This window comes from [Clostridium] saccharolyticum WM1 (assembly GCF_000144625.1).
GTDB classification, from domain to species: domain Bacteria; phylum Bacillota; class Clostridia; order Lachnospirales; family Lachnospiraceae; genus Lacrimispora; species Lacrimispora saccharolytica.
The window spans coordinates 4,228,174-4,254,814 of the sequence record NC_014376.1 but is presented as its reverse complement, the minus strand read 5'-3'; the positions used below and the strand labels follow the sequence as shown (position 1 = coordinate 4,254,814).

At 42.5% G+C, this 26,641-nt stretch carries 20 protein-coding genes; 13 read left to right on the top strand and 7 right to left on the bottom strand.

Translation table 11 applies throughout. The features are described 5' to 3' along the window. Window positions 1–164 precede the first annotated feature (164 nt). Window positions 165–875, bottom strand: a complete 711-nt coding sequence (locus CLOSA_RS19700; protein ID WP_013274490.1) for a DUF421 domain-containing protein — start codon at window positions 873–875, stop codon at window positions 165–167. 82 nt (window positions 876–957) lie between these two features. Next, window positions 958–1,668, bottom strand: a complete 711-nt coding sequence (locus CLOSA_RS19695) for a YetF domain-containing protein (protein ID WP_013274489.1) — start codon at window positions 1,666–1,668, stop codon at window positions 958–960. Between the two features lie 633 nt (window positions 1,669–2,301). Between CLOSA_RS19695 and CLOSA_RS19690 the strand changes: the two genes are divergently transcribed. Continuing rightward, window positions 2,302–3,717, top strand: coding sequence for a DEAD/DEAH box helicase (locus tag CLOSA_RS19690; protein WP_013274488.1), 1,416 nt, complete (start codon window positions 2,302–2,304; stop codon window positions 3,715–3,717). Window positions 3,718–4,238: 521 nt separating this feature from the next. Continuing rightward, window positions 4,239–5,252: a DUF4489 domain-containing protein gene (locus tag CLOSA_RS22345; protein WP_013274487.1), complete on the top strand. Its 1,014-nt coding sequence runs from the start codon at window positions 4,239–4,241 to the stop codon at window positions 5,250–5,252. A gap of 76 nt (window positions 5,253–5,328) precedes the next feature. Here CLOSA_RS22345 and CLOSA_RS19675 read toward each other — a convergent pair whose 3' ends face one another. Together CLOSA_RS19675 and CLOSA_RS23025 are read right to left on the bottom strand one after the other, a co-directional pair. Continuing rightward, entirely contained in the window at window positions 5,329–5,568 is a 240-nt protein-coding gene (locus tag CLOSA_RS19675; RefSeq protein WP_013274486.1) for a hypothetical protein, read from the bottom strand. A gap of 28 nt (window positions 5,569–5,596) precedes the next feature. After that, complete coding sequence (locus CLOSA_RS23025; protein ID WP_013274485.1) at window positions 5,597–5,746, bottom strand: hypothetical protein; 150 nt, start codon at window positions 5,744–5,746, stop codon at window positions 5,597–5,599. A 368-nt stretch (window positions 5,747–6,114) separates the two neighbouring features. Between CLOSA_RS23025 and CLOSA_RS19670 the strand changes: the two genes are divergently transcribed. From CLOSA_RS19670 to hydE, 9 genes are all read left to right on the top strand, one after another. Further along, window positions 6,115–8,304 (top strand): HelD family protein, encoded by a 2,190-nt coding sequence (locus CLOSA_RS19670; protein WP_041709508.1) that lies wholly within the window; start codon window positions 6,115–6,117, stop codon window positions 8,302–8,304. 516 nt (window positions 8,305–8,820) lie between these two features. Beyond that, entirely contained in the window at window positions 8,821–11,316 is a 2,496-nt protein-coding gene (locus CLOSA_RS19665) for a LuxR C-terminal-related transcriptional regulator (RefSeq protein ID WP_013274483.1), read from the top strand. A gap of 207 nt (window positions 11,317–11,523) precedes the next feature. After that, the gene (locus CLOSA_RS19660) at window positions 11,524–14,061 is read left to right on the top strand and encodes a bifunctional diguanylate cyclase/phosphodiesterase (RefSeq protein ID WP_013274482.1); all 2,538 of its coding nucleotides are present in this window, start codon (window positions 11,524–11,526) and stop codon (window positions 14,059–14,061) included. Between the two features lie 22 nt (window positions 14,062–14,083). Continuing rightward, complete coding sequence (locus CLOSA_RS21975; RefSeq protein ID WP_013274481.1) at window positions 14,084–15,814, top strand: methyl-accepting chemotaxis protein; 1,731 nt, start codon at window positions 14,084–14,086, stop codon at window positions 15,812–15,814. A 32-nt stretch (window positions 15,815–15,846) separates the two neighbouring features. After that, window positions 15,847–16,200 (top strand): DUF2442 domain-containing protein, encoded by a 354-nt coding sequence (locus tag CLOSA_RS19650; protein WP_013274480.1) that lies wholly within the window; start codon window positions 15,847–15,849, stop codon window positions 16,198–16,200. 91 nt (window positions 16,201–16,291) lie between these two features. Beyond that, window positions 16,292–18,253: a methyl-accepting chemotaxis protein gene (locus tag CLOSA_RS23320; RefSeq protein ID WP_013274479.1), complete on the top strand. Its 1,962-nt coding sequence runs from the start codon at window positions 16,292–16,294 to the stop codon at window positions 18,251–18,253. A gap of 209 nt (window positions 18,254–18,462) precedes the next feature. After that, window positions 18,463–19,620, top strand: coding sequence for a GGDEF domain-containing protein (locus CLOSA_RS19640; RefSeq protein WP_013274478.1), 1,158 nt, complete (start codon window positions 18,463–18,465; stop codon window positions 19,618–19,620). A 204-nt stretch (window positions 19,621–19,824) separates the two neighbouring features. After that, the gene (locus CLOSA_RS19635; RefSeq protein WP_013274477.1) at window positions 19,825–20,187 is read left to right on the top strand and encodes a VOC family protein; all 363 of its coding nucleotides are present in this window, start codon (window positions 19,825–19,827) and stop codon (window positions 20,185–20,187) included. Window positions 20,188–20,237: 50 nt separating this feature from the next. Continuing rightward, window positions 20,238–21,275 carry a [FeFe] hydrogenase H-cluster radical SAM maturase HydE gene (hydE, locus tag CLOSA_RS19630; RefSeq protein WP_013274476.1) on the top strand — a complete coding sequence of 346 codons (1,038 nt, stop codon included), beginning with the start codon at window positions 20,238–20,240 and terminating at the stop codon, window positions 21,273–21,275. Window positions 21,276–21,429: 154 nt separating this feature from the next. Here the strand turns inward: hydE and CLOSA_RS19625 are convergent, their stop codons facing one another. Then, entirely contained in the window at window positions 21,430–22,026 is a 597-nt protein-coding gene (locus CLOSA_RS19625; RefSeq protein WP_013274475.1) for a hypothetical protein, read from the bottom strand. Between the two features lie 316 nt (window positions 22,027–22,342). On the opposite strand from CLOSA_RS19625, the gene CLOSA_RS19620 reads away from it, so the two are divergent. Together CLOSA_RS19620 and CLOSA_RS19615 are read left to right on the top strand one after the other, a co-directional pair. Then, a complete protein-coding gene (locus CLOSA_RS19620) occupies window positions 22,343–22,654 on the top strand; it encodes a nucleoside triphosphate pyrophosphohydrolase (protein ID WP_013274474.1) in 312 nt (103 codons plus the stop codon). 19 nt (window positions 22,655–22,673) lie between these two features. After that, a complete protein-coding gene (locus tag CLOSA_RS19615) occupies window positions 22,674–24,236 on the top strand; it encodes a sensor domain-containing diguanylate cyclase (protein ID WP_013274473.1) in 1,563 nt (520 codons plus the stop codon). A 180-nt stretch (window positions 24,237–24,416) separates the two neighbouring features. On the opposite strand, the gene CLOSA_RS19610 is transcribed toward CLOSA_RS19615, so the two are convergent. Both CLOSA_RS19610 and CLOSA_RS19605 read right to left on the bottom strand, forming a co-directional pair. Beyond that, window positions 24,417–25,523, bottom strand: coding sequence for a tyrosine-type recombinase/integrase (locus CLOSA_RS19610; protein WP_013274472.1), 1,107 nt, complete (start codon window positions 25,521–25,523; stop codon window positions 24,417–24,419). Window positions 25,524–25,938: 415 nt separating this feature from the next. After that, complete coding sequence (locus tag CLOSA_RS19605) at window positions 25,939–26,346, bottom strand: metal-dependent transcriptional regulator (protein ID WP_013274471.1); 408 nt, start codon at window positions 26,344–26,346, stop codon at window positions 25,939–25,941. Between the last annotated feature and the right edge of the window lie 295 nt (window positions 26,347–26,641).

Below are 26,641 nucleotides of genomic sequence, written 5' to 3'. Positions count from 1 at the left end.
ATACCCTTAATGATGTGGTATCAGTGGAGAAGCATATTTTAGCAATCAACGAAATTATAAATGTTGATCTCCTAGGTTTGTTGGTTAAAAACCAAATGTTAATTACTCTGTCCTAGTTTGGCTACGGATGATAGAATTATAACTCTAAAACAGACAGTTTGTGATCAGTGCCTTAGATCATGCAGGCTGCTTGATTTCTCCTTACCCACTGAGATGTAAAGCTCTCCCTTTGTGTTGAATGCCGCATAGAAAACGTCTTTTTCCGAAGCTACATTATTGGTCTTAAGCTGGCTGGAAAGCCATTTCTCATCCAGGTTAAGCCTTTCAAGATTTTCTTTATAAATTGTACCTTCCACTATAAGGGGAATCGACAAACCCACATAATCCGTATTTATTTTGATTTCACTTGGAGTTATCGGTTGGTATTGAGACTTTTTTAGTACACTAAGCTGTCCGGTCGACTCTATGATTGCAAACTCAACTTCATTCAGATCAAAAACATCCTTGTCCCTTAAAAGTGTCAATATATTGTCTATACTATATTTTAATTTTTTCATATTTCCTTTCACAAACTGTCCGTTTTCTATTACGACAACAGGCTCGAATGTAAGAAGTTTGCCTACTCTCTTGCTTTTCACCAATACTATGGAGTAAATATAATGCAGCAGCATAATTAATATAACTGCATAAGCGGTCGGCCAATGCTCGATATCGGGATCTGCTATGTCTGCACCAACGACAGCCCCAACAGCTAAGAGTGAAAGAAAATCAAAAACAGGTAGTTCCCCAATCTTCCTTCTGCCGGTCAGCAAGGTAATTACAAGAAACATGGGCAAGATCGTAATTATTCTGAAAAGTATCTCAAGATATTTCATTTCAACCTCCTATTGTGTTTATTCTTGATATTTTCCTAAGTCAGAGATTATCTCTGAAAAATCCCGGGTACCCAATAAATGCTTAGTGACGCAAAATCCCTATTTCCCGGGGTTTTTCCAAACCTTTGGAAATATAAAGATTACCTTGAGAATTAATAGATGCAAAAAAAATCTCCTTCACTGAATGTATGTTATTTTCGCTTAATTGCTCCCTCAACCAGTCATCATCCAGCCCGAGCTTCTGCAGATTGTGTTTGTATACTTTCCCTTCCACAATCAAAGGAAGAGCTAATCCTTTGTATTCCGTATCAAGGTTTATTTCACTCGGTGTCAAAGGCTGGAACTGAGATTTTATCTGAACACTTAACTGCCCGGTAGATTCTATAACTGCAAATTCTACTTCACTGATATCGAAAACATCCTTTTCTCTTAATAATGCCAGAATATTGTCAATACTATATTTGAGTTTTTTCATATTCCCTTTTACAAAATCACCGTTCTCAATAACTACAACAGGCTCGAAAGTAAGCCATTTACCCAGATTCCTGTTCTTTATGATAATAATGCTGTAAATATAGTGTAAAAGCATGATTATTATAACTGAAAAAACAGTCGGCAGATGTTCAACTTTTGGATCTGCTATGTCCGCACCAACGACAGATCCCAATACCAGGATTGTCAAGAAATCGAATACCGGCAATTCTCCGATTTTCCGTCTTCCAGTCAGCATTGTAATAAATAGAAACAAAGGAAGAATCGTAATTATTCTAAGAAAAATTATTAGATAGTCCATATTTCACATCCCTTAAGTCCATAAGTTAATTTGCAACGGTTTGCATACCCCGTCACATTATTGTCAGAAGCTTTTATTATTATTTGTGATCCTGTTTAAAATATACACCTGCATAAAGTAAACAGGGCAAGTCAGTCTGTGCGTTTTCGCACTTATTTTACAAATGGGGCAACATCTTTCAGATTGACTACAGTTACTTCGAGCGGCCTTTTATCGCTTAGTTACAATTTAATGGTGTATTTGCAGTTTTTATAGGTAGCAATAAATATAAATTAGTGATATTATAAAATGAAGCTTCTATAGGCGTTGCATGTGGAGTCTGTTGTATTAATGGCAAGAGTTGTTAAATAGCAGTGGCGTAAGATAAACTGCCCCCTGTCATAAAGAAAGGGAGCAGTTTATCTTGCTTTTTTCTACCGGATCTCCTGGCACCTCGCTGACCCTGTGAACGATTTAGTTGATGTGCGCTGCAGCATGAATTTCAATAAGCTGTTCAGGGAATGACTAAAAAGGCTGGAAGCGGCCGGATTGGCGAAACGAAAAAGAGTATTCCCTGATCACTCCTTGCGCAGGGGACCGCTTGACAAAATAACAAAAGACTCATTTAAACAAAACAGATTAAAAGGAGATTTTATGCAATTTAAAGATTTAAATATTATACCTGATATAATAAAGGCATTGGAAAAAGAAAGTTACCTTATTCCTACACCGATACAGGAAGAGGCAATACCTGTTATATTAAGCGGCAGGGATTTACTTGGCTGTGCCCAGACAGGCACCGGAAAAACAGCTGCATTTGCCATACCAACGATTCAGCTGCTGAGAGAAGAGAAAGAGTCACATGGGGCAAAACAGAATATAAGGGCCCTGATTGTAACGCCGACAAGAGAGCTGGCTCTGCAAATATATGAAAGTTTTAATACTTATGGAAAATTCACTGATTTAAAGTGCTGCGTAGTCTTTGGGGGAGTATCCCAAAAGCCCCAGGAGGAAAAATTAAAACAAAGGGTAGATATCCTGGTGGCAACGCCAGGGCGACTTCTGGCCTTAATTGATCAAAAAATTGTTAATATAGATCATATTAAAATATTGATACTGGACGAAGCGGACCGTATGCTGGACATGGGATTTATTCATGACGTAAAAAAGATCATTGCCAGAACTCCTTTAAAAAAGCAAACTTTACTTTTCTCGGCTACGATGCCGCCGGACATTGCCAAGCTGGCAGGTACGATTTTAAAGGCTCCTGCGAAAATAGAAATCACTCCGGTATCTTCAACCGTGGATACCATCGGGCAGTATGTGTACTTTGTAGATAAAAGTAATAAGAAGGATTTGCTTTTGCACGTTCTAAAAGATAACAACATAGTTTCCGCCCTGGTATTTACACGTACCAAGCACGGTGCGGACCGACTGAATAAGCAATTATCAAGGAATAACGTAATTGCACAGGCAATCCATGGAGATAAATCACAAGGAGCCCGCCAGAGTGCATTAAACAATTTTAAAAACAAATCATTGCGGATATTGATTGCAACAGATATTGCAGCAAGGGGAATAGACATCGATGAACTAACTCATGTGATTAATTATGACCTGCCGGATATCCCAGAGACGTATGTACATCGTATTGGGCGGACAGGCCGGGCAGGACTAGGCGGAACCGCAATATCGTTCTGTGATTATGATGAAAAGGAACAACTGAATGATATTGAAAGGCTGATTGGGAAAAAAATAACAGAAATAAAAGACCATCCCTACCCCTTAAAGAACAACGTTCCTGGGATAAAGGCAGTGCAGCCACGTAGAGAAGCAGCGAAAACGGAGAAAACCAAAGCCAAACATCCGGAAAGAGCATTTCTAAAATCAAAAGCCTCACTCCAGACGGCCTCACTTAAACCGGGTGTATCATCAAAGAGAGAGCCATTGCATACCTCTTCCGTAGATGGAGCTTCAGCAACAAAGAAAAAGTACCGAATGACAGCAGATGGAACATTGAAAGAAAAAAAGAGTTTTCATAAGTTTTCAAGGAAGGACAAAAAATGGTAGATTTAATGGGAGCCAGAATAAAGGTGAATTTTACCTGTCAAAGGATTTCATGGAGGATATAGCGGAAAGTATGGTTGAAAAAGATATAACCATTGATCACATATGTGAGTATTTGAATCACAAATAATCATATAAGATTCTTAAGACTGCAAGAAGCATTCAGTGTTTGTGGAAATCTCCAAATTGATGTAAAAATATTACTCATTTTGGAGGTTTTATTTATTCTGGCAGGAAAAACAGATCCGTAACAAAATACAGAAGTATGTAAACCATTAGTGCCTGTCTTTCGGGGTACGTGGGAAGGAAAAGGAAGGATTTAAAATACATTCATCAATCGCTATTTTACAGTAAAAATTTTACAAACCCGCAGACGTTAATAAGAAAAAATCACGTATATTCATTTATTTCATATTATATATTAGATAAATGAATAAATGACTTACTCCATTAACCTGTTTTTTATAAGTACATAGTAGGATTCATTTGAACTTTAAAAAACTCAATGTGAGGGAGTAAATAATATGAATTTATCAATAAAATCTAATATTAACGATGATTGTGGAGATAGTATTAAGGGTTGCGGCTCAAACAGAACAATCCTGAAATGCGGGGAGATTAGCCAAGCTTTATTCTTTAATGGTGCGGGTATTGGAACTACTTTACCAGCCGCAACGATCACTCTGGATACCTCTAAACTTTGTAACTCGTGCATCATGCTGGAATTTTCCTCTAATATAATTGGAACGCTTTTTCAGGGAACTTTAAATTTTCAATTATATAGATCATGTAATGATCAACTGCCGATTCCTATCGGTCCACAATATTACTTTACACAATCAGTACCAGCTTATTTTGCAAATATGTTTTCCTTTTTTGTATGTGATTGCGATTTATGTTCTAATGATTGCTGCACCTATAGTATTGTTGTTTCAGCCGGCGGATCTGCCCCAATTATTGGGAATGCCGGAATCTTTGCAGCTAGACTGGCGGCTATTATTACAGATGATCCGGAGCATGATGACGAATGTTATCCATGCAATCAACTTTGCCAAAAAGGAAACAAGGCTATTTTAAAATGCGGAACACCAGGCGGAGTAATATCAATCACTCCGGATACTTTGGCAGATACTACGTTTACCGCCAGTACCCTTTCTTTAAATACCTCCAGTTTATGTAATCCTTGTATGAAGCTTGAATTTGCAAGTACGATAGCGTATTCAAGCCCTACCACCATTGATAGTACAGTTGTAAGCTTTCAGGTGTTTAAACTTTGCAGCAATCAGCTTAACCCAATACCAGTAGGACCCCAGTTGGTCTTTTCAGTTCCATTTACAACAGCAATCATTCCACCGGTAGCACCTGGGTTTTCCGGTACTTCAACATTTTCTTTCTTTGTTTGTGATTGTGACATTTGCCACGATGAGTGTTGTACCTATTCTGTAGTAGCAACTACAGCTACAGCGGATGCATCTGTTACTATTAACAACGTAAATTTTTCTGCAATCGCCGCAGATCATGACTGCAGATGCTGTTAAAACAAAATATATAAACGTATCTATCATAAAAGGCTCAAACAATAATCTGAGCCTTTTATTTTGTAAGCAAGGATAGTTACTTCCATTCCGAAAGCCACGTCTTATCATTTGCAATAGCAGTTACCACTTCTTCTCCGGATTTGAAATTGTCGAAGGTTCCTCTGTTAATTTCACTGATAGCCATACCTAACAGGTTTTCATAATAGGCTTCCGGTGTCAGATCGGTTGTGGTTTGATGGAAATGCTGCTGGGATTCTGTTGAGGCGATGCGTGCGTATTCGTTTTTTACTTGGGCTATGAGCTTATCACGATTCATATCATTTGCTCCTTTGCAAAAATGCGGTTTATTTATCGTTGCCGGGTTTATGGCGGCTGCCGGACTGCTTCTTCGTGTTCCGGCTTTCCCCATCGAGTGCGCTTTCTGCCATGGTAGGACCGCCATTGGCTTTTTTCTTACGAATGGATTTTGGATCAAGTTGTGAGTCTTTTGACATTGTTATTCTCCTTATTAGTAATAGGCTTATTATCTACAGGTAAAAGGATATTATTCTTAGTTTCTTGTTATACCGTTGAAGATATCCGGAATGCAGTCTGCCGGGCAGGGAAGCATAGAAGCAATTACAGAAGACCGCAGTCAGCAGAGAATTTTTCGGCTTATGCATTACTGGAAGGAAGGCTGTCTAACAGAGAAAAGGGAAGGTGATTGAACATCTGCACAATCACCTTCCCTTCCACCTTAATTGTAACACACAGAATTGCCAACAACAAGACTGTTTTTCTGATTTCTGTTGTGCTAGACTTTTTGAATAACGGTTTAGGAAACAGATATTCTGCCAATTCTAAAAGAGAGGTGGTATTGGTGATGATAAATAGCCAGATGGAATTAGAATTTGAAAATACCAGATTCAAACAAACCATAGCTTTGGCAAGGGAACAGCTTGACCAGGCAAGGGAGCGCAATGAGGTAAATAAGTCGGCCATTATTTCTGCCAAGAAGGAGCTGCGGGAGAATACTTCCCACTCCATATCAAACCTTTGGAGCAGTGAAGGCTTTGAGGCTCTTGCAGCTCTGAACCAATATGCAAATCCGATTGCAGATAAAATTGCAGATTATGAAGCAGTGGAAAATAAGATCGCACGGCTGGAGAACATGATCCAATCTCCTTATTTTGCACGGATTGATTTTCGATTTGAGGATGAAGAAGAATTTGAAAAAATCTACATTGGCCGTTCTTCTTTAAAGAAAGACAGTACAAACCAATTCTTTGTGTATGACTGGAGATCACCCATAGCTAGTGTCTTTTACCGTTTCGTATTGGGGCAGGTTTTTTATGATGCTCCTGGAGGAAGGATAACTGGTCAGGTCAGTTTAAAACGCCAATATGAAATCAGCAAGGGAAAGCTGGAATATTTTTTCGACGCCGATGTACAGATCGTAGACGAGTTTTTAAGGAAGCTTCTGTCCCAAAATACTTCGCCTAAGATGAAAACCATTGTTGAAACCATTCAACGGGAGCAGGATATCGTAATAAGGGATATGGAAAACGATCTGATGATGGTACAGGGGGTGGCAGGCAGCGGGAAGACATCCATTGCCCTTCACAGGGCAGCGTACTTAATGTACCAGGGCTTATCCAATAAGCTGTCCGCCGATAATATATTGATTATCTCTCCAAATACTTTATTTGAGCAGTATATTTCCAACGTGCTTCCTGAGCTGGGTGAGGATCATGTGGTTTCTGTGGTATTTGAAGATATCATTGCTTCTGTCCTGAAAAATGAACAGGTACAGTCAAGAAATCAATTCCTGGAAAATCTCATCTCCAATACCAGTTACAGAAACAGGATCAAGAGATCCATGGAATTTAAAACCTCCCGCCAGTTTCTGGAGATATTGGACCGTTTTATGGCTGATCTTCCTCATCACTGGATGGATTTTAAGGATGTGATCTATGATGGTGAGTGTATCATAAGCAAAGAGGCGCTGAAAGAAAAAATATTATCCGGCAGAAATGAAACTCCTTTGGGAAGCAGGCTGAAACTGATAAAGGAGTATATTCTGGAGCTGATCAGTGAGTCGAAGAAATACCGGTTGAAAAAGACGGAACAAGTGGTGCTGAAAGAAGAACTGCTGAAATTCATGGAACTTGACCTTAAGGATGTTTATAGAAAGCTGTTCCATGAGAAAGAATATTTTTACAGCCTGGCAGACGGTATCATACCTCCCGGCTCCATTGATGATATTCTGGCCGATACCCAGGATAATTTAAATACTGATATGCTGTATTATGACGATGCGACGATTCTCACTTACCTGAATTTAAAGCTATATGGGGCCAACAAATACAAAGCCATAAAGCAGGTAGTCATTGACGAAGCCCAGGATTATTATCCCCTTCATTTTGAAATATTTCATTTTCTGTTTCCTAAGGCAAAATTTACGATTTTAGGAGACATTAATCAGACCCTTGAAAAAAACGAAGACTTATCCTTGTACCAGGAAATCCGGAGAATCCTCCATAGGAAAAAATCAACCCTTGTCACCATGGACAAAAGCTTCCGCTGTACAAATGAAATTCTGAACTATGGTATAAGGTTCCTGGAGGTGAGATCAGAAATAAAGAGCTTCAACCGTAAGGGAGATGAGCCCAGGCGGTATGAGGAAAAGGATCAGTTGTCATTTCTTAATAGGATCATAACAGAAGTAAATGCTTGTCTGGAAATGGGGTACCAGTCCATCGGACTGATCTGCAAAACGGAAAAAAACGCCCTCTCCCTGTTTGAGAGCTTAAAGGACAGGGCCGATGTCCAATTAGTAAAAAACGGGGGTTCTGCAGATTTACACGGTGTTTTCATAATTCTTGTATATATGTCAAAGGGGCTTGAATTTGATTCCGTTTTAATCTGTGATGCTGATGGGAAAAACTACCACAGTAAAGATGATAAAAAGCTTTTATACATCGCATGTACAAGAGCACTCCACAGACTCAGCCTATTCTGCTTAGGAGAGGCCAGTCCCCTGTTGGATGGGAACAATATAGGGAACTGCTGACCCACCCATTCCTCTCGTATAAAGTTATCTGCCGGCACAAGGAGCTTCCTTTCCTGTGTTCGGCAGCATAACTGCAGTTATGATTCCCTTTACCTGGTTAGGGGTCATATCCTCCCCTATACCGGCCAGTTCTTTTCATTCTCGAAACGTCTTTCTTCACTGGAATTGATACCCTTTCCCCATAAACCCTTTAATTTGAATCCCGTAAAAAAATTATAAAAACAGGATCAACTATTTGGAATCCCAATCGATATAATTTTGATGAATATTTCAATGAGGACCATGTCGCAATATGTTGAAAAATGTCGATTTTTGTGGTAAATTATAGGAAATCAGGATATTATGACCGGATATTTATCAGGGAAAGAAGCTGGAAATAATGGGGTGTTAAAAGCAGCTTCGGAGGCTGGGGCAGAGCAATAGGATATACGTAGATCATCATTAGAGAAATTAGGCTCTGCATCAAAACTTCAGGCAGAAATTCATATTCTCCCCCACCAGAATAGAGGGAAATGAATGCAAAAAAAGTTTAACCAACGGAATAAGTACTTTTTTTCAGAAAGGCTCAAAAGGCAGCTTGATCAAATATCCCACCATCCATTGACCATTGTGGAGGCACCATCCGGGTTTGGAAAGACCACGGCTGTCCGGGAGTATCTTAGAGAAAAAGTCTCTCATGGGGCCTGTGAATATTGGTACACCTGCCTGGGGGAGCCTGCTTCTATGGCGTGGCTGGGTATCTGTGAATTGTTTTCCAATGTAAGTATTAAGGTGGCCGATGATTTAAAGAATATGCAGATGCCTACCTTGGATACGCTGTTTTTCATAACGGCCCATCTTAGGGATATTACGTGCCAGATGGAAACGTATTTAGTGGTTGACAATTATCAGCTTGTAAACTGTGACATTCCCCGTGAGTTAATAAGTGTGTTTTCCATGCATGGGAATCCTAAGCTCCATATGATTTTCATTACTCAGCAGTTGGAGGTAAGGCAGCAGGTCTCCATACATAATAATAATATTTATACCTTAGATGCATCGCCGTTTTTCTTTGACCGAGAAGGCACCGCGAACCTGTTCCGTATGGAAGGGATCCGCCTTACCGATGATGAACTGGAAAAAATATTCATGAGTACTGAGGGCTGGGTGTCTGCCATCCGTCTGCACATGATTAATTTTAAAGAAACCGGTTTTTTTGACCCTGCTGCTGACATTGAACAGTTGGTGGAAAGGGCGATCTGGAATAATCTTACGCCGCAAGAAAGGGACTTTTTTCTGTCGGTATCGATTCTGGACAGTTTCTCGGCGCGCCAGGCAGCCATTATGCTGAATCAGGAGGTTCTGCCTGATAAGATTATTGAGATTCTTAAGAATAATGAATTTATCAGATATCTTCCAGATAAGTACCGCTACAGCATGCACAGTATTTTACAGGATTATCTGCGAAACCGCTTTTATAATGAAATGCCGGAGGATTATCAGAACAGAACATTCCGGAGAGCCGGAACGTCCTGTGTAGCCGTGTCCCGGTATTATCCGGCTTCCGAGTTCTTTTTCCGCATCAGGGATTTTGACGCGATCTTGTCTCTGCCCTTCAGCATTGAATATCCGGATAAGCAGAGGGAGAAATACCAGTCTGAACTTATCGTCAGGATCGTCCATGAATGCCCGGAAAAAACTTTATGCAGCCATCCTCTTACCATGATCATCTTTGGCTATTATACCCTGATGAACGGGCAGACAGAAGTTTATCAAAGGCTTTGCAGCTTACTTGAACAGACGGTTCACCGTAAAGGGGATTTCCTGCCGGATGAGATCCGGAAAATCCATGGTGAATATGAGCTTTTGGCAGCCTTTGGGGAGTTTAATGATTTGTCCAGGATGAAGGAGCGGCAAAAGAGGGCGTGGGAAATTTTGGGTCAGCCATCGGAGGTGATCAAAGAAGATGCACCATGGCTGTTTGCTTCCCCAACGGTTTTGGGCATGTTCTGGCGTGAAACAGGAAAACTGGAACATATCCTGAAGGAGATAGAGGAAAGCAGTCCATTCTATCAACGTCTGGTCAGAGGGCACGGTGCGGGAGCCTTTCATGTGATGCAGGCAGAAGCAATGCTTATGAGAGGCAAGGATGATGAAGCTGAAATCCATTGCCATAAGGCTCTTTATGAAGCAAGGGGCAGCAGACAGGCAAGCATCTGCATTAGTTCGGAATTGGTTCTTGCCCGCATAGCCATCTTAAGAGGTGATGTGGAGAGTTATTTTAAAGCAATTAAGAGGATCCAGGATTATGCAAAGGAAAATACCAGCCTTTATGTACTGCACATGGTGGAATGCTGCATGTCAGTCATAAGCATTGAACTGGGAATCAAGGATTACGTTGCCCCATGGCTCTATGACATAGAAAGCATAAAAAAAATGCTTTATGATCCTGTGATTCCCCATGCACAGATCTTTTATTTAAAGCTCCTGCTCATGGAGAAAAGATATAATGAGCTTTACGGTATTTCCCAGCTCCTCCTGGATAATGGGAAAAAACAAGAGAAAAGAATAAAGTATATGCTGCCTCAGATATATAATCTGAAATTTCTTGCCATAGCCAAATATAATAACGGACATCAGCTGGAGGCTCTTGAATATTTAAAACAGGCCCTTGCTGCAGCGCTGCCGGACAAGGTTTATCTCCCCTTGATACAGGATGCAGGATGTCTGGCCCCTCTTTATGAATCGTTGAAGAACTTTATTCCGGACAAGGACGGCATCAATGCGGTACTTGAACTTGGCAGACGTCATGAAAAGGGCATGAAGATCATCAGAAAGGCTATTATTTCAGATAAAACGCCCCTCACTCCAAGGGAAAGGGAGATTGCCCTGCTTGCAAGAAACCGTTTAAGGGCAAGAGAGATAGCAGACAAGTTGTGTATATCTGAAACAACTGTCAGAACAATACTTAGAAATGTGTACAGTAAGCTTGATATTCATTCAAAAACAGAACTGGATACAAAGGAATTCTGACAGAAAGCTTAAATATACTACATTATGGAGTATGATAAAAATAGTAATCTGCGGTATTCTTTTGCTTAGCAGATTACTTTTTTTATCCATGGAATATCATATATGCTCCATAGGGGCAATATGCTTCACTGATTCAGGTGTATACAATCGATGAAAGACAATCATTTAATTACCTGGTTAAGATGAACCAGTGCCGAGGTGGCTGTGATGAGAAATAAATATTCCAGATATATAGCCGTACAGACGGTAATTATGCTTACGATTTTTATGACGATTGTTTTTGTTCTTCTGCGTTCCCAGCAATCAGAAAACAATTATCTTCTTTCAAGCATCGGACAATCCGTGTCCTATTCTTTGCAGCAGCATATAGCCATTACGGAAGGCGTATTAACCTCCCTGGCTTATAATTATGAGATTGATGATCATATTGATCAGCGGAAATTTAATATTCTTGCAGGCAAATACATGGAAGAAAACCCGGATATCCTTTATATTCAGCACAAAGATAAGGATACGGTTACGGATATGGTGTACCCGGAAATCTTTGATTACACCCTTGGCGTATCCCTTAAGGGGCGTCCTGAGGTGGAGGATGCGATAGAAAAAGCAATCAAAAACAAAATGACAACAGTCAATGATCCCTTTATCCTCAAGGGCACTAAGGATCTGCTGGGGCTGGTTATTCGGTATCCTCTTTATAAGGACGGTGAGTTTGACGGATTTTTCGTTGTGGTATTTAACTTTAATGCATACATGGACAAGGTGATCAAGGAGGCGGTGCCCAATTCCTACCACATCAGCATTTACAATAAGAAAGGCGGACTTATCTGGGGAGAATCTCCCTGGAAGGACAGAGATTCCTTTCACGTTAAGGTTCCGGTCATGGATACGTATTGGACCATGAAGCTGTCAAAAGAGGAGAGCAGCATCAATGCCAACGGTGCGCTGATTGGTTTCATCTCGCTGCTGGTTCTGTTTTTAATGGGGATCCTTATCTATATGCAGATGGGACTTTTTAAAAAGGATGAAAACCTCCAGCATCTTGCCAGCCTGCACAAGGAGCTGGAAAGACTGAAAGAAAGCTACACCCTGGCACTTGACAGCGCAAATGATGCGCTTTGGGAGTGGAATCTTATTACCGATGAGATCATCACCTCTGATAAATGGATTGATATCACGGGAAATGCCCTGGAAGGCCATGGGATCAGCGGGATTTTACAGAAGGAGACCATTCACCAGGAGGATTATCCGGCGGTACGGGCTGCCTTTGACGCCTGCTTAAAGGGGGAGACCCGGGAGTTTAACCAGGAATACCGCATCAGAAATCGGGACGATACCTATACCTGGGTCTTAAACAGGGGAAAGGTCTATTTTGACGGGGAAGGCCTTCCCGGTAAGGTGGCAGGGGCGGTATCCAATATTGAGGAACGAAAGCAGCGGGAATCAAAAATTGAATACATGGCATTTTATGACACTCTGACCGGCCTGCCCAATAAGATGAATTTTATGAGCACTCTTGAGGAGACCTTAGGAAGCATCGAAAACAGCTTGTGCAGGGATTCCATACTGATGATCGATCTGGATAATTTCAAGATACATAATGATCTGCTTGGCCTTGATTTCTGCGATCAGCTGCTTCAGCAGGTAGGCGACCGTCTGACCGGGATTCTGGGCCAGAAAAACATGGTGGCAAGATTCGGCGGAGATGAGTTTTTAATACTTATCAGGGACTGCAAGGATATGAGTGAAGTAAAAAAACTCTGTCAGAACATCCTCAGTATTTTCGGAGCTCCTTTTGTTCTGATGGAAAAGTCTGTTTATTTATCCGTCAGCATAGGCGTAGTCCATTGTATGGAAGCAGGGCAGACAGCAAATGATGTGCTCAGGAATGCGGATACGGCTCTTAACAAGGCAAAGGAAAGCGGTAAAAATCAGTATTGCATCTATGATGCACAGATGCATGATGAAATTATCAGAAAATCCAATGTGGAGCTATGTATCAGAGAAGCCCTGGCAAAGGACGATCTGCTTATTTACTATCAGCCCCAGCAGGATTTATTCAGAAATAAAATAAGAGGGGTTGAGGCCCTGGCCAGGCTGCATTCAAAGGAATTGGGCATGATTTCGCCTTTTGAATTTATTTCGGTGGCCGAATATACGGGACTTATCATTCCCCTGGGAAGCTGGATATTAAAAAATGCATGTAAACAGGGGAAAGCCTGGATCGACAGCGGCTGCAAGTTCGGAAAGCTGTCCGTAAATATTTCCGTCCATCAGTTGCGAAATGAGAATTTTTATGATCTGCTAAAAGAGGTGCTCAATGAGACACAGTTTCCGGTAAATCAACTGGAGCTTGAAATAACGGAAAGTGTTCTATTGGAATTTTCCCAGAATAACATTGAAATTCTTAAAAAACTAAGATCTCTTGGCGTTAGCATTGCCTTGGATGATTTTGGTACAGGGTATTCCTCCCTGAACTATTTAACGGTCCTTCCCATTGACATATTAAAAATTGACAAGTCATTCTTAGGAAGGGCTCTTGAAAGTGAAACGGAGCACCAGGTAATAAAAAGCATCACGGAACTGGCTCATGGCCTGAGCCTGAAAGTGGTGTCTGAAGGAGTGGAAACGGCTGAGCAAAAGCAGATCCTGAAGGATATGGGCTGTGATTATATCCAGGGATATTATTTTGCAAAGCCAGGGGATGCAAAAAGTGTGGAAAAGTGGTTTCGGAGAGAACAGTAGCGAATGAGGAGGGAATGTAATTATGCAGAAAAAAAGAATCAAACAATCCACTTTAAATCTTATGCTTGGAGGTTCCGCCATCTTTTTGTCGGTGATCCTGGTAGTCTTATCCATTCAGGTAATGAGCTCTTTTTTAGGAATGAGGGCCGCTGAGGTAAGAAAAGCAGAGTTTAAGCAATTAGGCATTGACCTTGCCAATGCATCCGATTATTTAACAAATGAGGCCAGGGCATACGTGCAATTTGGGGATAAAGTCCACTATGATAATTACTGGAAAGAGGTGAATGAGACAAAGACCAGGGATAAGGTGGTAGAAAGGCTGGAGGAGCTGGGAGCACCCCAGAATGAGCTGAGTCTGCTGGCAGAGGCAAAGAAAAACTCCGATACCCTGGTGGAGACGGAAGACAAAGCCATGAAGGCAGTGGAACGTGGTGATTATGAGGAAGCAAGGCATCTTATGTTTGATGCCCAGTATGACAGCGATAAAAGCGTTATTATGGCTCCTATCACCCAATTTCAGGAAACAATGAACGCCAGGGCTGCCGGTGAACTGAATCGTGCCGTTCGTAAAACCCAGGCTTATATAATTGTCATGATCCTGCTGATGGTGTTTACTGCTGTTTTCAACGGCATAAGCCTGCTGCTTTCCCATAAAAAGATCATCAAGCCGATCATTAAGATAAAAGATGATATGATGACGGCTGCAAAGGGGGATTTATCAAAGTCAGTCAGCGTTGGGGCCGACAATACGGAGATCGGGCAATTAGCGATGGCCTCTTCCACAGCCATTGAAACGGTCCGGAATATTATTCAGGAAATATCCTCTATACTTACGGAAATGTCAAAGGGAAATCTTAATGTTGAAATCAAAGGGGATTACAGAGGGGATTACGCAGCCATTAAATCATCCTTAAACCTGATCATCCAGTCCTTTAACGAGGTATTGGGAGAGGTCAGGACGGCAGCGGATCAGGTGGCATCCGGGTCCAGTCAGGTTTCCGGCTCCAGCATTACACTTTCCCAGGGGGCAACAGAACAGGCCAGCTCGGTGGAACAGCTTACGGCTTCCATTGAAGAAATCGCAGCCCAGACAAGACGCAGTGCCGGATATGCGAACCAGGCCAATGAGCTGGCTGATGCAGCAAAACGGAATGCAGAACACGGAAATCAGCAAATGAGAGAAATGCTTCAGGCAATGGAGGAGATCAATGCTTCCTCTGCCAATATCTCAAGAATCATAAAGGTCATTGACGAGATTGCCTTTCAGACCAATATCCTGGCTCTCAATGCAGCGGTAGAAGCAGCAAGAGCAGGAGAGCTGGGAAAGGGCTTTGCGGTGGTTGCAGATGAAGTGAGAAGCCTGGCGGCCCGCTCAGCCGATGCGGCAAAGGAAACCACGGATATGATCGGGAAATCCATTCAAAAGGTGGAGGGGGGTACCAGGATCGCAAATGAAACGGCAGATGCCCTGGTAAAAATTGTGGAGGATGTAGAAAAGGTGGCAAATCTGATCGGAGACATTGCCATTGCATCCAACAGCCAGGCAGAAGGCATTGACCAGATCAACCAGGGAGTAATGCAGGTATCTCAGGTAATTCAGACGAACTCTGCGACTTCCGAGGAAAGTGCGGCTGCCAGTGAAGAGCTTGCCAGTCAGGCGGAAATGCTGAAGGAGCAGGTAAGCAGATTCCTGTTAAAGGGAGGAGCCGGACTTTCATCGGCCTTTAAGGGTCCCGTGAAACATAACTTGTGAATTTGGAGAAATAAATTGAGGTGATGTAAATCATGGAGGTTATGGAGGAAAAAGAGAAAAATATTACAGAACAGAGTATGCAGAAAGAGGAATTATTTCATAGTTTAAAGGAAGAGAGGGAACAGGCCCATGAGGGATATTTCAAAAGTGTGGATGCCCGGCCGGATTATCAGTTAAAGGTGGTCATGGAGACAGGAACAACCATCCATTTTGACTTTCGCCCCAGACTGGATACTGTGCGTTTTGGAATGCTTAAGGATAAAGAATTGTTCCAAAGCGTTCATACCGATGGAAATTACCTGATTTTTAAGAAAACCAACCGAATGCCTTTAAGGATAACCGCTTCTGAGTTTATGGATCTTGTCCTGATTGACCGCAGGAAATAAACCAGTAAAATAATGGGGGGGGTTACGAAAAGCAGGAGAAAAGAACAAACCGGAATTTGAGTTTCCGGATAGTATTAGGAGGATTACGACAATGAAAAAACGAAAAAGGAAAGGTACCATATCTATTAAATTTAAGCTCATACTTTTTACAGGCCTGCTGATTCTGGTATTGACAGCAGTGAACCTTGTCACCAGCCTGTTCACCAGCTATCAGGGAATTTTGAGCAATGTCAGGGCTGATCTTGCATCCTTAGGTGCGGTTGCTGATCTGGCCCTTTCTTCTAAGGTGCAGAACCTGACAGATGATATAAAGGATACGGCAGAGCTGGGCCTTTCGTCGGCTTCCTCCGCAGAACTGGAAAAACTTGCAAAGAAGAAGGGCTTTCTGTATCTTGCGGTCTCTGACGGTACCGGAATCATCAGAAGCGGCCCAATCGGATATGAAGGGGACAACATCGGCTCCCAGGACCTTTTAACCAAAGCAATGGGAGGGGAAACCGTGATTTCCTCTCCTTATACGGACGGCAAGGGAGAATTTGTTATCCAGATATACACTCCGATGAACGGCAAGGTCTTGATTGCCGGCATTGACGGTATGTATTTAAGCAGCCTGGTCAGGGATTTCCGGGTGGGGAAATCAGGAAATATATTTATGATTGACAGCCAGGGAACGGTGATTGCCAATATGAGGCCGGAACTGGTTCAGGAGCAGAGGAATTTTATAGAGATGTCGAAAACAGACAGCAGCTATAAGTCGGCCGCCAGAGTTTATTCCAAGATGATTACAGGGGCTACCGGGGTGGATACCTATTCCTATGCAGGTGTCAAGCGTATTTGCTATTATTCCCCGGTGTCCGGAAGCAATGGATGGTATTTTGGGGCGGTAGCTCCGATTAATGAAATGACCTCCTCCATACGAACCGTAATGTTCTGTCTGCTTGGAACGTCTCTGATCATGATGACGGCCGGTATCATTCTTGCAGTTTTATTTGCCGGTGGAATAGCCAATCCTATTATAAAGATCACGAACCGCATGAAGCTGCTTTCCCAGGGAAATTTAACAGAGGAGACCCCCCAGATCAAAAGCAGGGATGAGGTGGGAGAGCTTTCCAAGAGCATTGACAGCTCCATTAAAACACTTTTTCTCTATGTGGAGGATATCACCAGAAACATGGAGGAGATAGCAGCGGGTAATTTAAAAACCGGACCTGCACAGGAGTATATCGGTGATTTCAAGCGGATTGAAACCGCAGTTTATGATTCGGTGAGAAACCTTTCTGAAACCCTGTCCCTGATTCATATGGCGGCAGAGCAGGTCAGCACAGGGGCCAGCCAGGTTGCATACGGAGCCCAGGACCTTGCGTCAGGATCCACGGAGCAGGCTTCAGCCATCGAGGAGCTGGAAGCCTCCATTGAGAAAATCGCAGAACAGGCATTGGATAATTCCTGTAATGTTAAAATGGCGGCACAATTTGTGGAGCAGACAGGATCCAGTGTCAGTGACGGAGACGAGCATATGAGCAGACTGACAGAGGCAATGACGGATATCAGTGCTGCATCTGACCAGATTACCAGCATTACAAAAGTCATTGAAGACATTGCTTTCCAGACCAATATCCTGGCTCTTAATGCTGCCGTAGAGGCTGCCCGTGCAGGTGATGCAGGAAAGGGATTTGCGGTTGTAGCCGATGAGGTAAGAAACCTTGCTTCCAAGTCTTCAGAGGCTGCAAAGAAGACTGCTGAACTGATCCAGCACTCGGCTGCTACCGTGGCAGAAGGCTCACAGATCGCAGAGCAGGCTGCTAAAATACTTCGCAGCATCCGGGAAAATGCTGTAAAGGTTAACGAGAGCATTGTTAAAATAGAGCAGGCATCCGTGGAGCAGTCTGATGCCATTGAACAGATAAAGCTGGGGCTTTCCCAGGTCTCCGCTGTGGTGCAGACAAATGCTGCTACAGCAGAAGAGAACTCGGCGACAAGTCAGGAAATGTCCGCACAGGCTGCCACGCTGCGCATGGAGGTGGAAAAATTTAAGCTAAATACTGAAAGGTAACAGTTTGGTTTATTTGCCCGGCCTTTCAAAATGATTTATTTATCGGCTGCATTTCCGGCAGGATTTAACCTGGATGCAGCCGGTTTTGTATAAGCAGATCCTTCATCTCAAAGATATTATTCATTGCGCTACGGATCAGTTAACAATGGGTGGTGGATATCTGCTTCTCTGCATATAATCCGACGAATAGGGATGTGGGAGGTAAAAACGTGAAAGTGGAAGGTTTTACATTTCATATGGAAGAAGAAAATATTGATGACATGTATATCAGGGCAGTGCAGGAAGAATATACAAAAATTGATGAAAGCTGGCTGAAGCTGCATTATAAAACCTCCGTTATCCTGGTCATCTTTTCTCTTATGGTTGAAATTGTGATGGGTATCATCCTGGTCCATTCCGATCTGCTGACAACAACGGTTTACAGATACTTTCTTAAATTTCTCATCATTCCAAGTTCTGTTAATTTCATTTGTATTGCAGCAGAAACGCTGATCATGAAATCAAAGTGTTTGTCACAAAGCCATAAAATTTATTTTGTATCCCTTATTTTCGTGGGAATCGGCTTCGTTATCTTTACGGTACACAGCACCTTTACGGCTACCTACTATATTTTTGCAATAGCCATCATGCTGACGGCCATCTATGCAGATTACCGTGTAACATGTATTACGGCAGGCACCAGCTTAGGTTCTATCATTTCTTCGGAACTGTTTATAAAATGGGATGCAGATAAGGTCAGCATATTTGAAAATACCCATCGGATGGGGGATTTTCTGATTTCTCTTTTTGTATTGACTGCTTTCTCCATTGCCTGTATGGCCGTGATCCGTTTTGAGCGGAGAAAAAACAGTGCAGGCATACAAAAAGAAATAGAACGCCGGCTTCTGCAGCAAAGTGTCCATACGGATGAAATGACCGGAATATACAACCGGAAGGCGTTCCGGGATGAACTGAAATTTGCAGAGGACACGGCATCGGACCGGAATTATATTCTTGCAATCGTAGACATTGACAGATTTAAAAGTATTAACGACACCTGGGGACATCATGTGGGAGACCGCTGCTTAATAGAATTTGCTAAGATCCTGAAGGAGTTTCATGGGGATATGACACCCTTCCGCTATGGGGGGGATGAGTTCTGCTTATTGTTCCGTGATAAAACTATGGAAGAGGCTGTGTCCATATGCGAAAAGATCCAGGTCAGATTGAATCACCTGTTTTTTGAAGATTATCCCAAGCTGATGCTGACGGCCAGCTTCGGGCTGGCGGCAATATCGGATCAGGTTGATACGGTAAGGCTTTTTATTCATGCAGACCGTGCTTTGTATGAAGCGAAAAAGGTTCGGAATGCGATCCATGTTTTTTGACCATGTACGTCCGTTGGTTATGACCAGGAATTGGAAAAGGCAGCCCATGACCTGATGAATGGGAAAAATTGCTATAAAATTATCTTTCACTATTATATAGAAAATGATAGAATAAACATGTTATTCTGGTATGATTAAGTGCAGATACCCTTATCCATGGGATAAGTTAAAATAAGGATAAAGGAATAAACAGGAGGATATTCTATGAAGTTTTGCTGGAGCACGTTAAACGTTAAGAATTTAGAAGAATCTATCAAATTCTATGAGGAGATCATCGGCCTGAAGGTGACCAGAAGATTTCCCGCAGGACCCGGTACAGAGATAGCTTTTTTAGGTGATGGGGAAACACAAATTGAATTGATCTGCGGCGGGGAGAAGGAAATCCATGTAGGAGATGATATAAGCTGGGGATTTGAAGTGGAATCCCTTGATCAGACCCTTTTCCTGGCAAAGGAAAAAAGTGCTGTCATTTTAGGTGAACCGGTTCAGCCAAATCCGCAGGTTAAGTTTGCCTTTATAAAGGATCCCAATGGCCTGCGGGTACAGCTGGTGGAGAATATAAGATAAGGAACGGGAAAAACCAGGCAGCGGCGGAAATTCAGAGCAAGGAGAATACTATGAAGCATTTGATCGATAAACTGTATGAAACTCATAATCTGGAAGAGGACGAGTTTATTTACCTGCTGGAAAATTATGATAAAGAGGCCGGTGATTATTTATATTCCCTGGCAAGGACCTGCAGCCAGGTACATTATGAAAAGGAAGTATATATCAGGGGACTGATCGAATTTACCAATTACTGCAAAAATGACTGCTATTACTGCGGCATAAGAAAGAGCAATAAAAATGCAAGCCGTTACCGGCTAAGCAAGGATGAGATTTTGTCCTGCTGTGAATCCGGGTATGAATTAGGCTTCCGTACCTTTGTGCTGCAAGGAGGGGAAGACCCTGCATTTACCGATGAGGCAGTTGTGGATATCGTAAAAACCATACGGGAAGGGTATCCGGATTGTGCCATCACCCTTTCCATAGGGGAAAAAACATATGACCAGTATTTGAAATATTATGAAGCAGGGGCAAACCGCTATCTCCTTCGCCATGAAACGGCGGATGAGGAGCATTATTCCCTTCTTCATCCCGGTTCTCTTTCCTTGGAAAACCGGAAGGAATGCTTAAGAAACTTAAAGAAGATCGGTTATCAGGTAGGCACCGGATTTATGGTAGGTTCCCCTTACCAGACTCCCAAATGTCTGGCTGAAGACCTGGCGTTTATTAAGGAGCTTTCCCCCCAGATGGTTGGCATAGGACCCTTTATTCCTCATAAGGATACTCCTTTTGCTTCTTTTCCTGCAGGAAGCGTTGATCTCACCCTGTTTCTCATAGGAATCTTAAGGCTGATGCTGCCCAATGCACTGCTGCCTTCCACAACGGCATTGGGGACCCTTGACCCGAAGGGAAGGGAAAAAGGGATTTTATCGGGGGCCAATGTGCTGATGCCCAATTTATCCCCCATTGGCGTACGGAAGAAATATGAATTGTATGATAACAAGATCTGTACCGGAGAGGAAGCTGCTGAGTGCAATGTCTGTCTGAGAAACCGGGTTGCGTCCGTAGGTTATCATGTAGTAGAAAAAAGAGGTGATTTTAAAGAATAGCCTAACATAACAAAAGCATCCAGGAATATCATAACAAAATGCTGGTCCGGATTTGATGTTGAGCAGGAACGATGGGGACAACATTTAAGGCGGAGCAGGCCGGTTTTCCATTGACCTGCATCTGCCTTTTTTAATCCTCTTTTATTCCGTAAAACTAGATCACTTGCATGCGGTAAGCGGTGGTTTGGGGCGGAATACTTGCAGTTTGGAAATTGGCATGTTCAATCCTTGCCATTTGCCCTGGCTGTAAGGCACTTAAGGGAATGGAGCTGCCTGTCTGATCCAGGATTTCCGTAGCCTGAGAAACCACAAACCTCATCTGGTCTAATTCGTTATTGGCATTTCCGGAAGTAAGGAAACCGTTTTCTGCATCCACAGAAGCGATCCGGTCCGTTGTTATGCGAAACAGGGGTTTTTGCATGATTGCAACAATCCGGTATGCCTTTGACTGAGGGGGAATACTCCTCGTCATGGCGGCGGAAAACTCGGCATTGATCCACATTCCCTTTCTGACGTTGCACAGGGTGATTGGATCTCCAAACTGATTTATTAAAATTGTTTCCCAGCCTACGTTTAGTTGCAGGAGCTCAATAAAGACCATATCTTTCCTGCCGGGTGAGGCGTAAGAAATCAGGATATAACCGGTCCTGCTGTTGGGAGTATATATATCTTCTACAAGGGCATTTTCGATATGCAGGATACTTCCGACCTTGGTGATGCTTCCTCTCTTGCCTGTAACGGTATTATTCATACAAATCCCCTAAAAGGCATGTGGTTTAATTAATATTATAGGCCGCTTCCCTGAAATATTCCGAAATTTACCCGGCAGATGGAATTATCTTAGTAACGGATATCCTTGCCGGCAAAGATTATGTAGAAAAGCTTAAACGGACTTTAACAGAATAAAAGAGGATATGACACAGCTGCTGGCCTGCCATCAAGCAATGGCAGGTCTTTTTTAGGGAATAAGCGACATTTTTTCATGAATGTGTTATACTGTTTTTTAAGTGTATCTTTCGAAGCATAGGTTACCGTTTTATGATTAAATGGAAAGAGGGGATTTGCCATTGAAAAGGTACGACAAATTAGTCAGGGATAAAATACCGGAAATCATTACGGCAAACGGGAAAACAGCAGCATGGCGGTTTCTGACTGAGGAAGAATATATGGAGAAGCTGGAAGAAAAGCTTTTTGAGGAGGTAAGAGAATATCAGGAGGAGAAAAGCCTGGGCGAGCTGGCCGATGTAATGGAGGTATTATATTCCATTTGCAGTGCCAGAGGATATACCAAGGCGGAATTGGAGGCTGAACGAGAAAAAAAAGCAGAATTAAGGGGCGGATTTCATAGCAGGATTTTCCTGGAATATATGGATGAGTAGATGAAAATGCTGACATACTATGGTAAAATTAAACATTCCAAAAAAGGAGGAATGCGTTATCCGGCGTAAATATACAATTTTTCTGTCTACCATCATCGGCATCATCTGTACGGTCATGGCTTGCTTTTACTTGTATTCCATTGACAAGGTGGGCGATATTTATATTGAGAAATCAGAAGAAGCAATCTACAACATTAAGAAAGATTTTTTGAAGGATACGGTGAATAACCTGATTTCTGAAATTGAGCTGAGGCGGACAGCGAAATCATCATACGTGGAAACTTTTATTTCCAGGACGTCTGATATCATAAATATGAAGAAGGATCTTTCTGATAAGGAATTCCGTGATTTCTTCATAGAGTTTTTCCGGCATAATCCGGATTATAGTTTTGTGACCGTAATCGTGTGGGGCAATGAGGAAAATAGGCCCATGTATGACCCTAAGAATCTGGCTGAAGCCACCTGGAAGGATACTCTTAAGGCCAATACCTCCGGCTTATCCTCTTACCGGGTCTTTAGCCATGGAGAATACGCATTTCTTTTTGGACTCACCAAAAGCTATGTGAATGATCTTGTAAAAGCGGATATGGTCAATGTAATCAGAAACACAAGATTTGATGGAAATTCCTATATCTGGGTAAACGAGATACTGAATTATCAGGGGGGGAAAAATTACGCCATCCGGAGGGTCCATCCCAATCTGCCGGAAACGGAAGGAACCTATCTTTCTACGGATATGACTGATATTGCAGGAGATTACCCTTATTTAACCGAGCTTCAGGGGATCAATCAGGATGGGGAGCTGTTTTTCTCTTATTATTTTAAAGAACTGAACAGCAATGATATCACCAAAAAGCTGGCGTATGCAAGGCTTTATAAGGATTATAACTGGGTCATTGCCATGGGGGTTTATCTTGACGATGTACAGCCTTATATAAACCAGACAAATAAGGAAAGCAGAGAGCTGGTTTCTAAGTTTACCCTGTTATTGGTTTTATTGCTTATCCTTATATTGATCATCAGCCTGTTCTCCGTATCCCTATTGGAGAAATTATATTACCGCCATGCGAAAAAGATGATGGAATCTGAGTTAAACCAGGATGTCCTTACAAAGGCTGGGAACAGGAGGGGCGGAACCAATGATCTGGCCAATGCCTTTAAGGAATTTAAACGGACAGGCATAAGCCCGGGAATCATGATGTGCGATATGGACCATTTTAAAGACATTAATGATAAATATGGTCATTACGCAGGGGACATGGCTCTGGCGGAATTTGTGAATGTTATGAAACGTACCTTGAGAAGTACGGACAAGATCATCCGCTGGGGCGGTGATGAATTCGTCGTCATCCTTAACGGAATGGATAAGAAGCATGTGATGAATTTCGGAACCAAGTTTCTGGCTTCCGTTTCTTCTTTGAAAATACAGGATCACAATGAAGAGATTGGGATCACTGTGTCCGCCGGATTTTCCTTCTTTAAACAAGGAGACGAAGACTTCCAGGGAGCTTTGAAGCGGGCGGATGAGGCCCTTTATAAGTCAAAGTCGGAAGGCCGGAATCAGGTAAATGTTATTTTATAGAGAAGGAGCCGGAAGGGAAGATGCAGGTCCAGGAGTAATCCTTCTTCCCCAGAATGATAAGACGATCCATTCCGTAACCGGGTCGTCTTATTTTAATTCTTAGGCCATGACGCCCCGGTGATAAATATGCTTTTTAAATATGTGCCGGGGAAGGGCTCTGCACAGGCTGTTTTTCCAAATTTAAATAATACATGTCATTAAATTTTTCAATGGCAGCTTTTTTTGCTCCATCAGGGAGTGGGAATACACATTAAGGGTAATGGACACGCTGGAATGGCCCAGAAGTTCACTGATGGTCTTTACATCCACCCCCATTTCCAGAGCCCGGGTGGCAAAGGTATGGCGGATGGCATGAAACTTCCGATCCTGGACGTGGGCTTCCTTTAACAGTTTCTTATAAAGCTTTTGAAAGCAGCGGGGGTCAATAGGGCTATCCCCCTGGGAAAAAATATAATGGTCCGGATTAGCATGAGAAAATCCACACTCCTTAAAAAGCTTTAACAGAAATTCCGGCAGTGGTATTTTTCTTAAAGACTTCCGGCTTTTGGGGGCACCGACAAGCAGAGCGGTTTTGCTTTTCCCTTCTTCAAAATCCTTAATTCGGGAAACCGTCCGTCCAATGGACAGGGTGCCGGCTTCCATATCAATATCCCCCCATTTAAGAGAACACAATTCTCCCAGCCGGATGCCGGTATAGAAACACAGGATGATTCCCGCAGCCCGCTTGTCTTTGGAATGAAGTGCCGTTTGTTCTATGAGTCTTTGCTCTTTCAGGGAAAAGACCATGACCTCCTTGTCATCGGGTTTTGGGATTTTTACCTGCTCAATGATGGAAAAGCCTTCCGGTGTTCCCTTAAGTATCTCCTTTAATGCGATCTTGAAAATGGTAAGATTCTTCTTCCTGGAGGAATCCGCCAGCCCCGGTTGTTCTCTCATAGCCTTTACAAAGCAAAGAACAGATTCTTCCGTAAGCTTCTGAGATTTATCCTGTTTAAAAAAAGGGATCACGTATTTATCCATACAACGGTAATAGCTTTCATAGGTGGAAGGCTTCACCCGAAGAGAGGCATCTTCCAGCCATGACTCAAACAGACTGCAGACATCCTTTGCACCGCCGTAACGCTTTTCCTTGCCTGATTCCCGGGTTTCCTTATAATTTTTCATTTTTTCTTTTACACCCTTATAGGTTCTGGCGTAGAAATACCGGTATTTCCCGTCCTGTTTTAAGCATCTTCCCTCCCAGCGCCCGTCTTTTCGTTTATAAATATTTTCTCCTCTTCGCGGCATCGTAAAATACTCCTTTGTTTATCATGTAATCATTATATGACGTTTCCCATGTCGTAAAATACTCCAAATATTGCCAAAAACAGCCGTAGAAACCTGGTAAATTCCCAGGATAGTAACAGATCTTTTTCGGTAAGGTTGACATTTTCCATGTTATGAGTAAGGCGGGCGTGGATGCATCGGCCAAGATAAGCGGCCGGGAGATGGTGCAGATGGAGGACAGGGAGCAGTAGTATGCCGGTCCATCAAATCCTTTATGGCCTGATTTGGCCCCTTAAGTGGAATGGATGCAACACAGGAAAAGGAATCATGAAGCAGCCCGGCTGTAATCAAAGCCGGGCTGTTCTTTTATGAAGCCGGAAGATACTAAGAAGCCGGCTGACCATCCCCTGGTCAGCCGGCTTACCGGTTTTCCCTTTTAAGCATCTTTGGGGCCGTTTACATGAGCTTTAATGGCTGCAAAGCTTTCTGCGCTGATTACGTGCTCGATCCGGCAGGCATCCTCCAGTGCGGTTTCCGGGGCCACCCCCAGGGCCATCAGCCACTCTGACAGCAAGGTGTGGCGCTCGTATATCCTTTCTGCAATTTCCTGCCCTTTTTCCTGTAAAGTGATGTGACCGTTTTCATCGATCCCGATGTAACCGTTTTCCCGGAGATTTTTCATGGCCACACTGACGCTTGGTTTGGAAAAATCCAATTCTTCTGCTATATCGATGGAACGCACATAACCGTTGCGCTTCTTAAGCATCAGGATTGTCTCCAGATAATTTTCGGCAGATTCCTGTATCTTCGTATCATCACCTTCTTTCCTGGTTTCTTTGGATATTCTCTTATTTTACCATGGACTGGCATTAATTTTCAAGATAACTTCATTCTATATTATTGAAATGGTTTTTTATTTTGGTTACAGAAAATTTCTGCTGCTATTTTTATGTTGAAATTTGTCGGAATTTTTATTATAATATAATATGGTTGACTTTAATCATTTGGCAGATGACCCATATTGCTTAAAATGTATCCTTCATAATCGGGTAGTTAAATGAAAAAACGGTTGAAAACTGGTAATATTCAGGCAAAATATGCTTAAATTATGAATGTACAAGTAACTGGTCCAAGTTGAT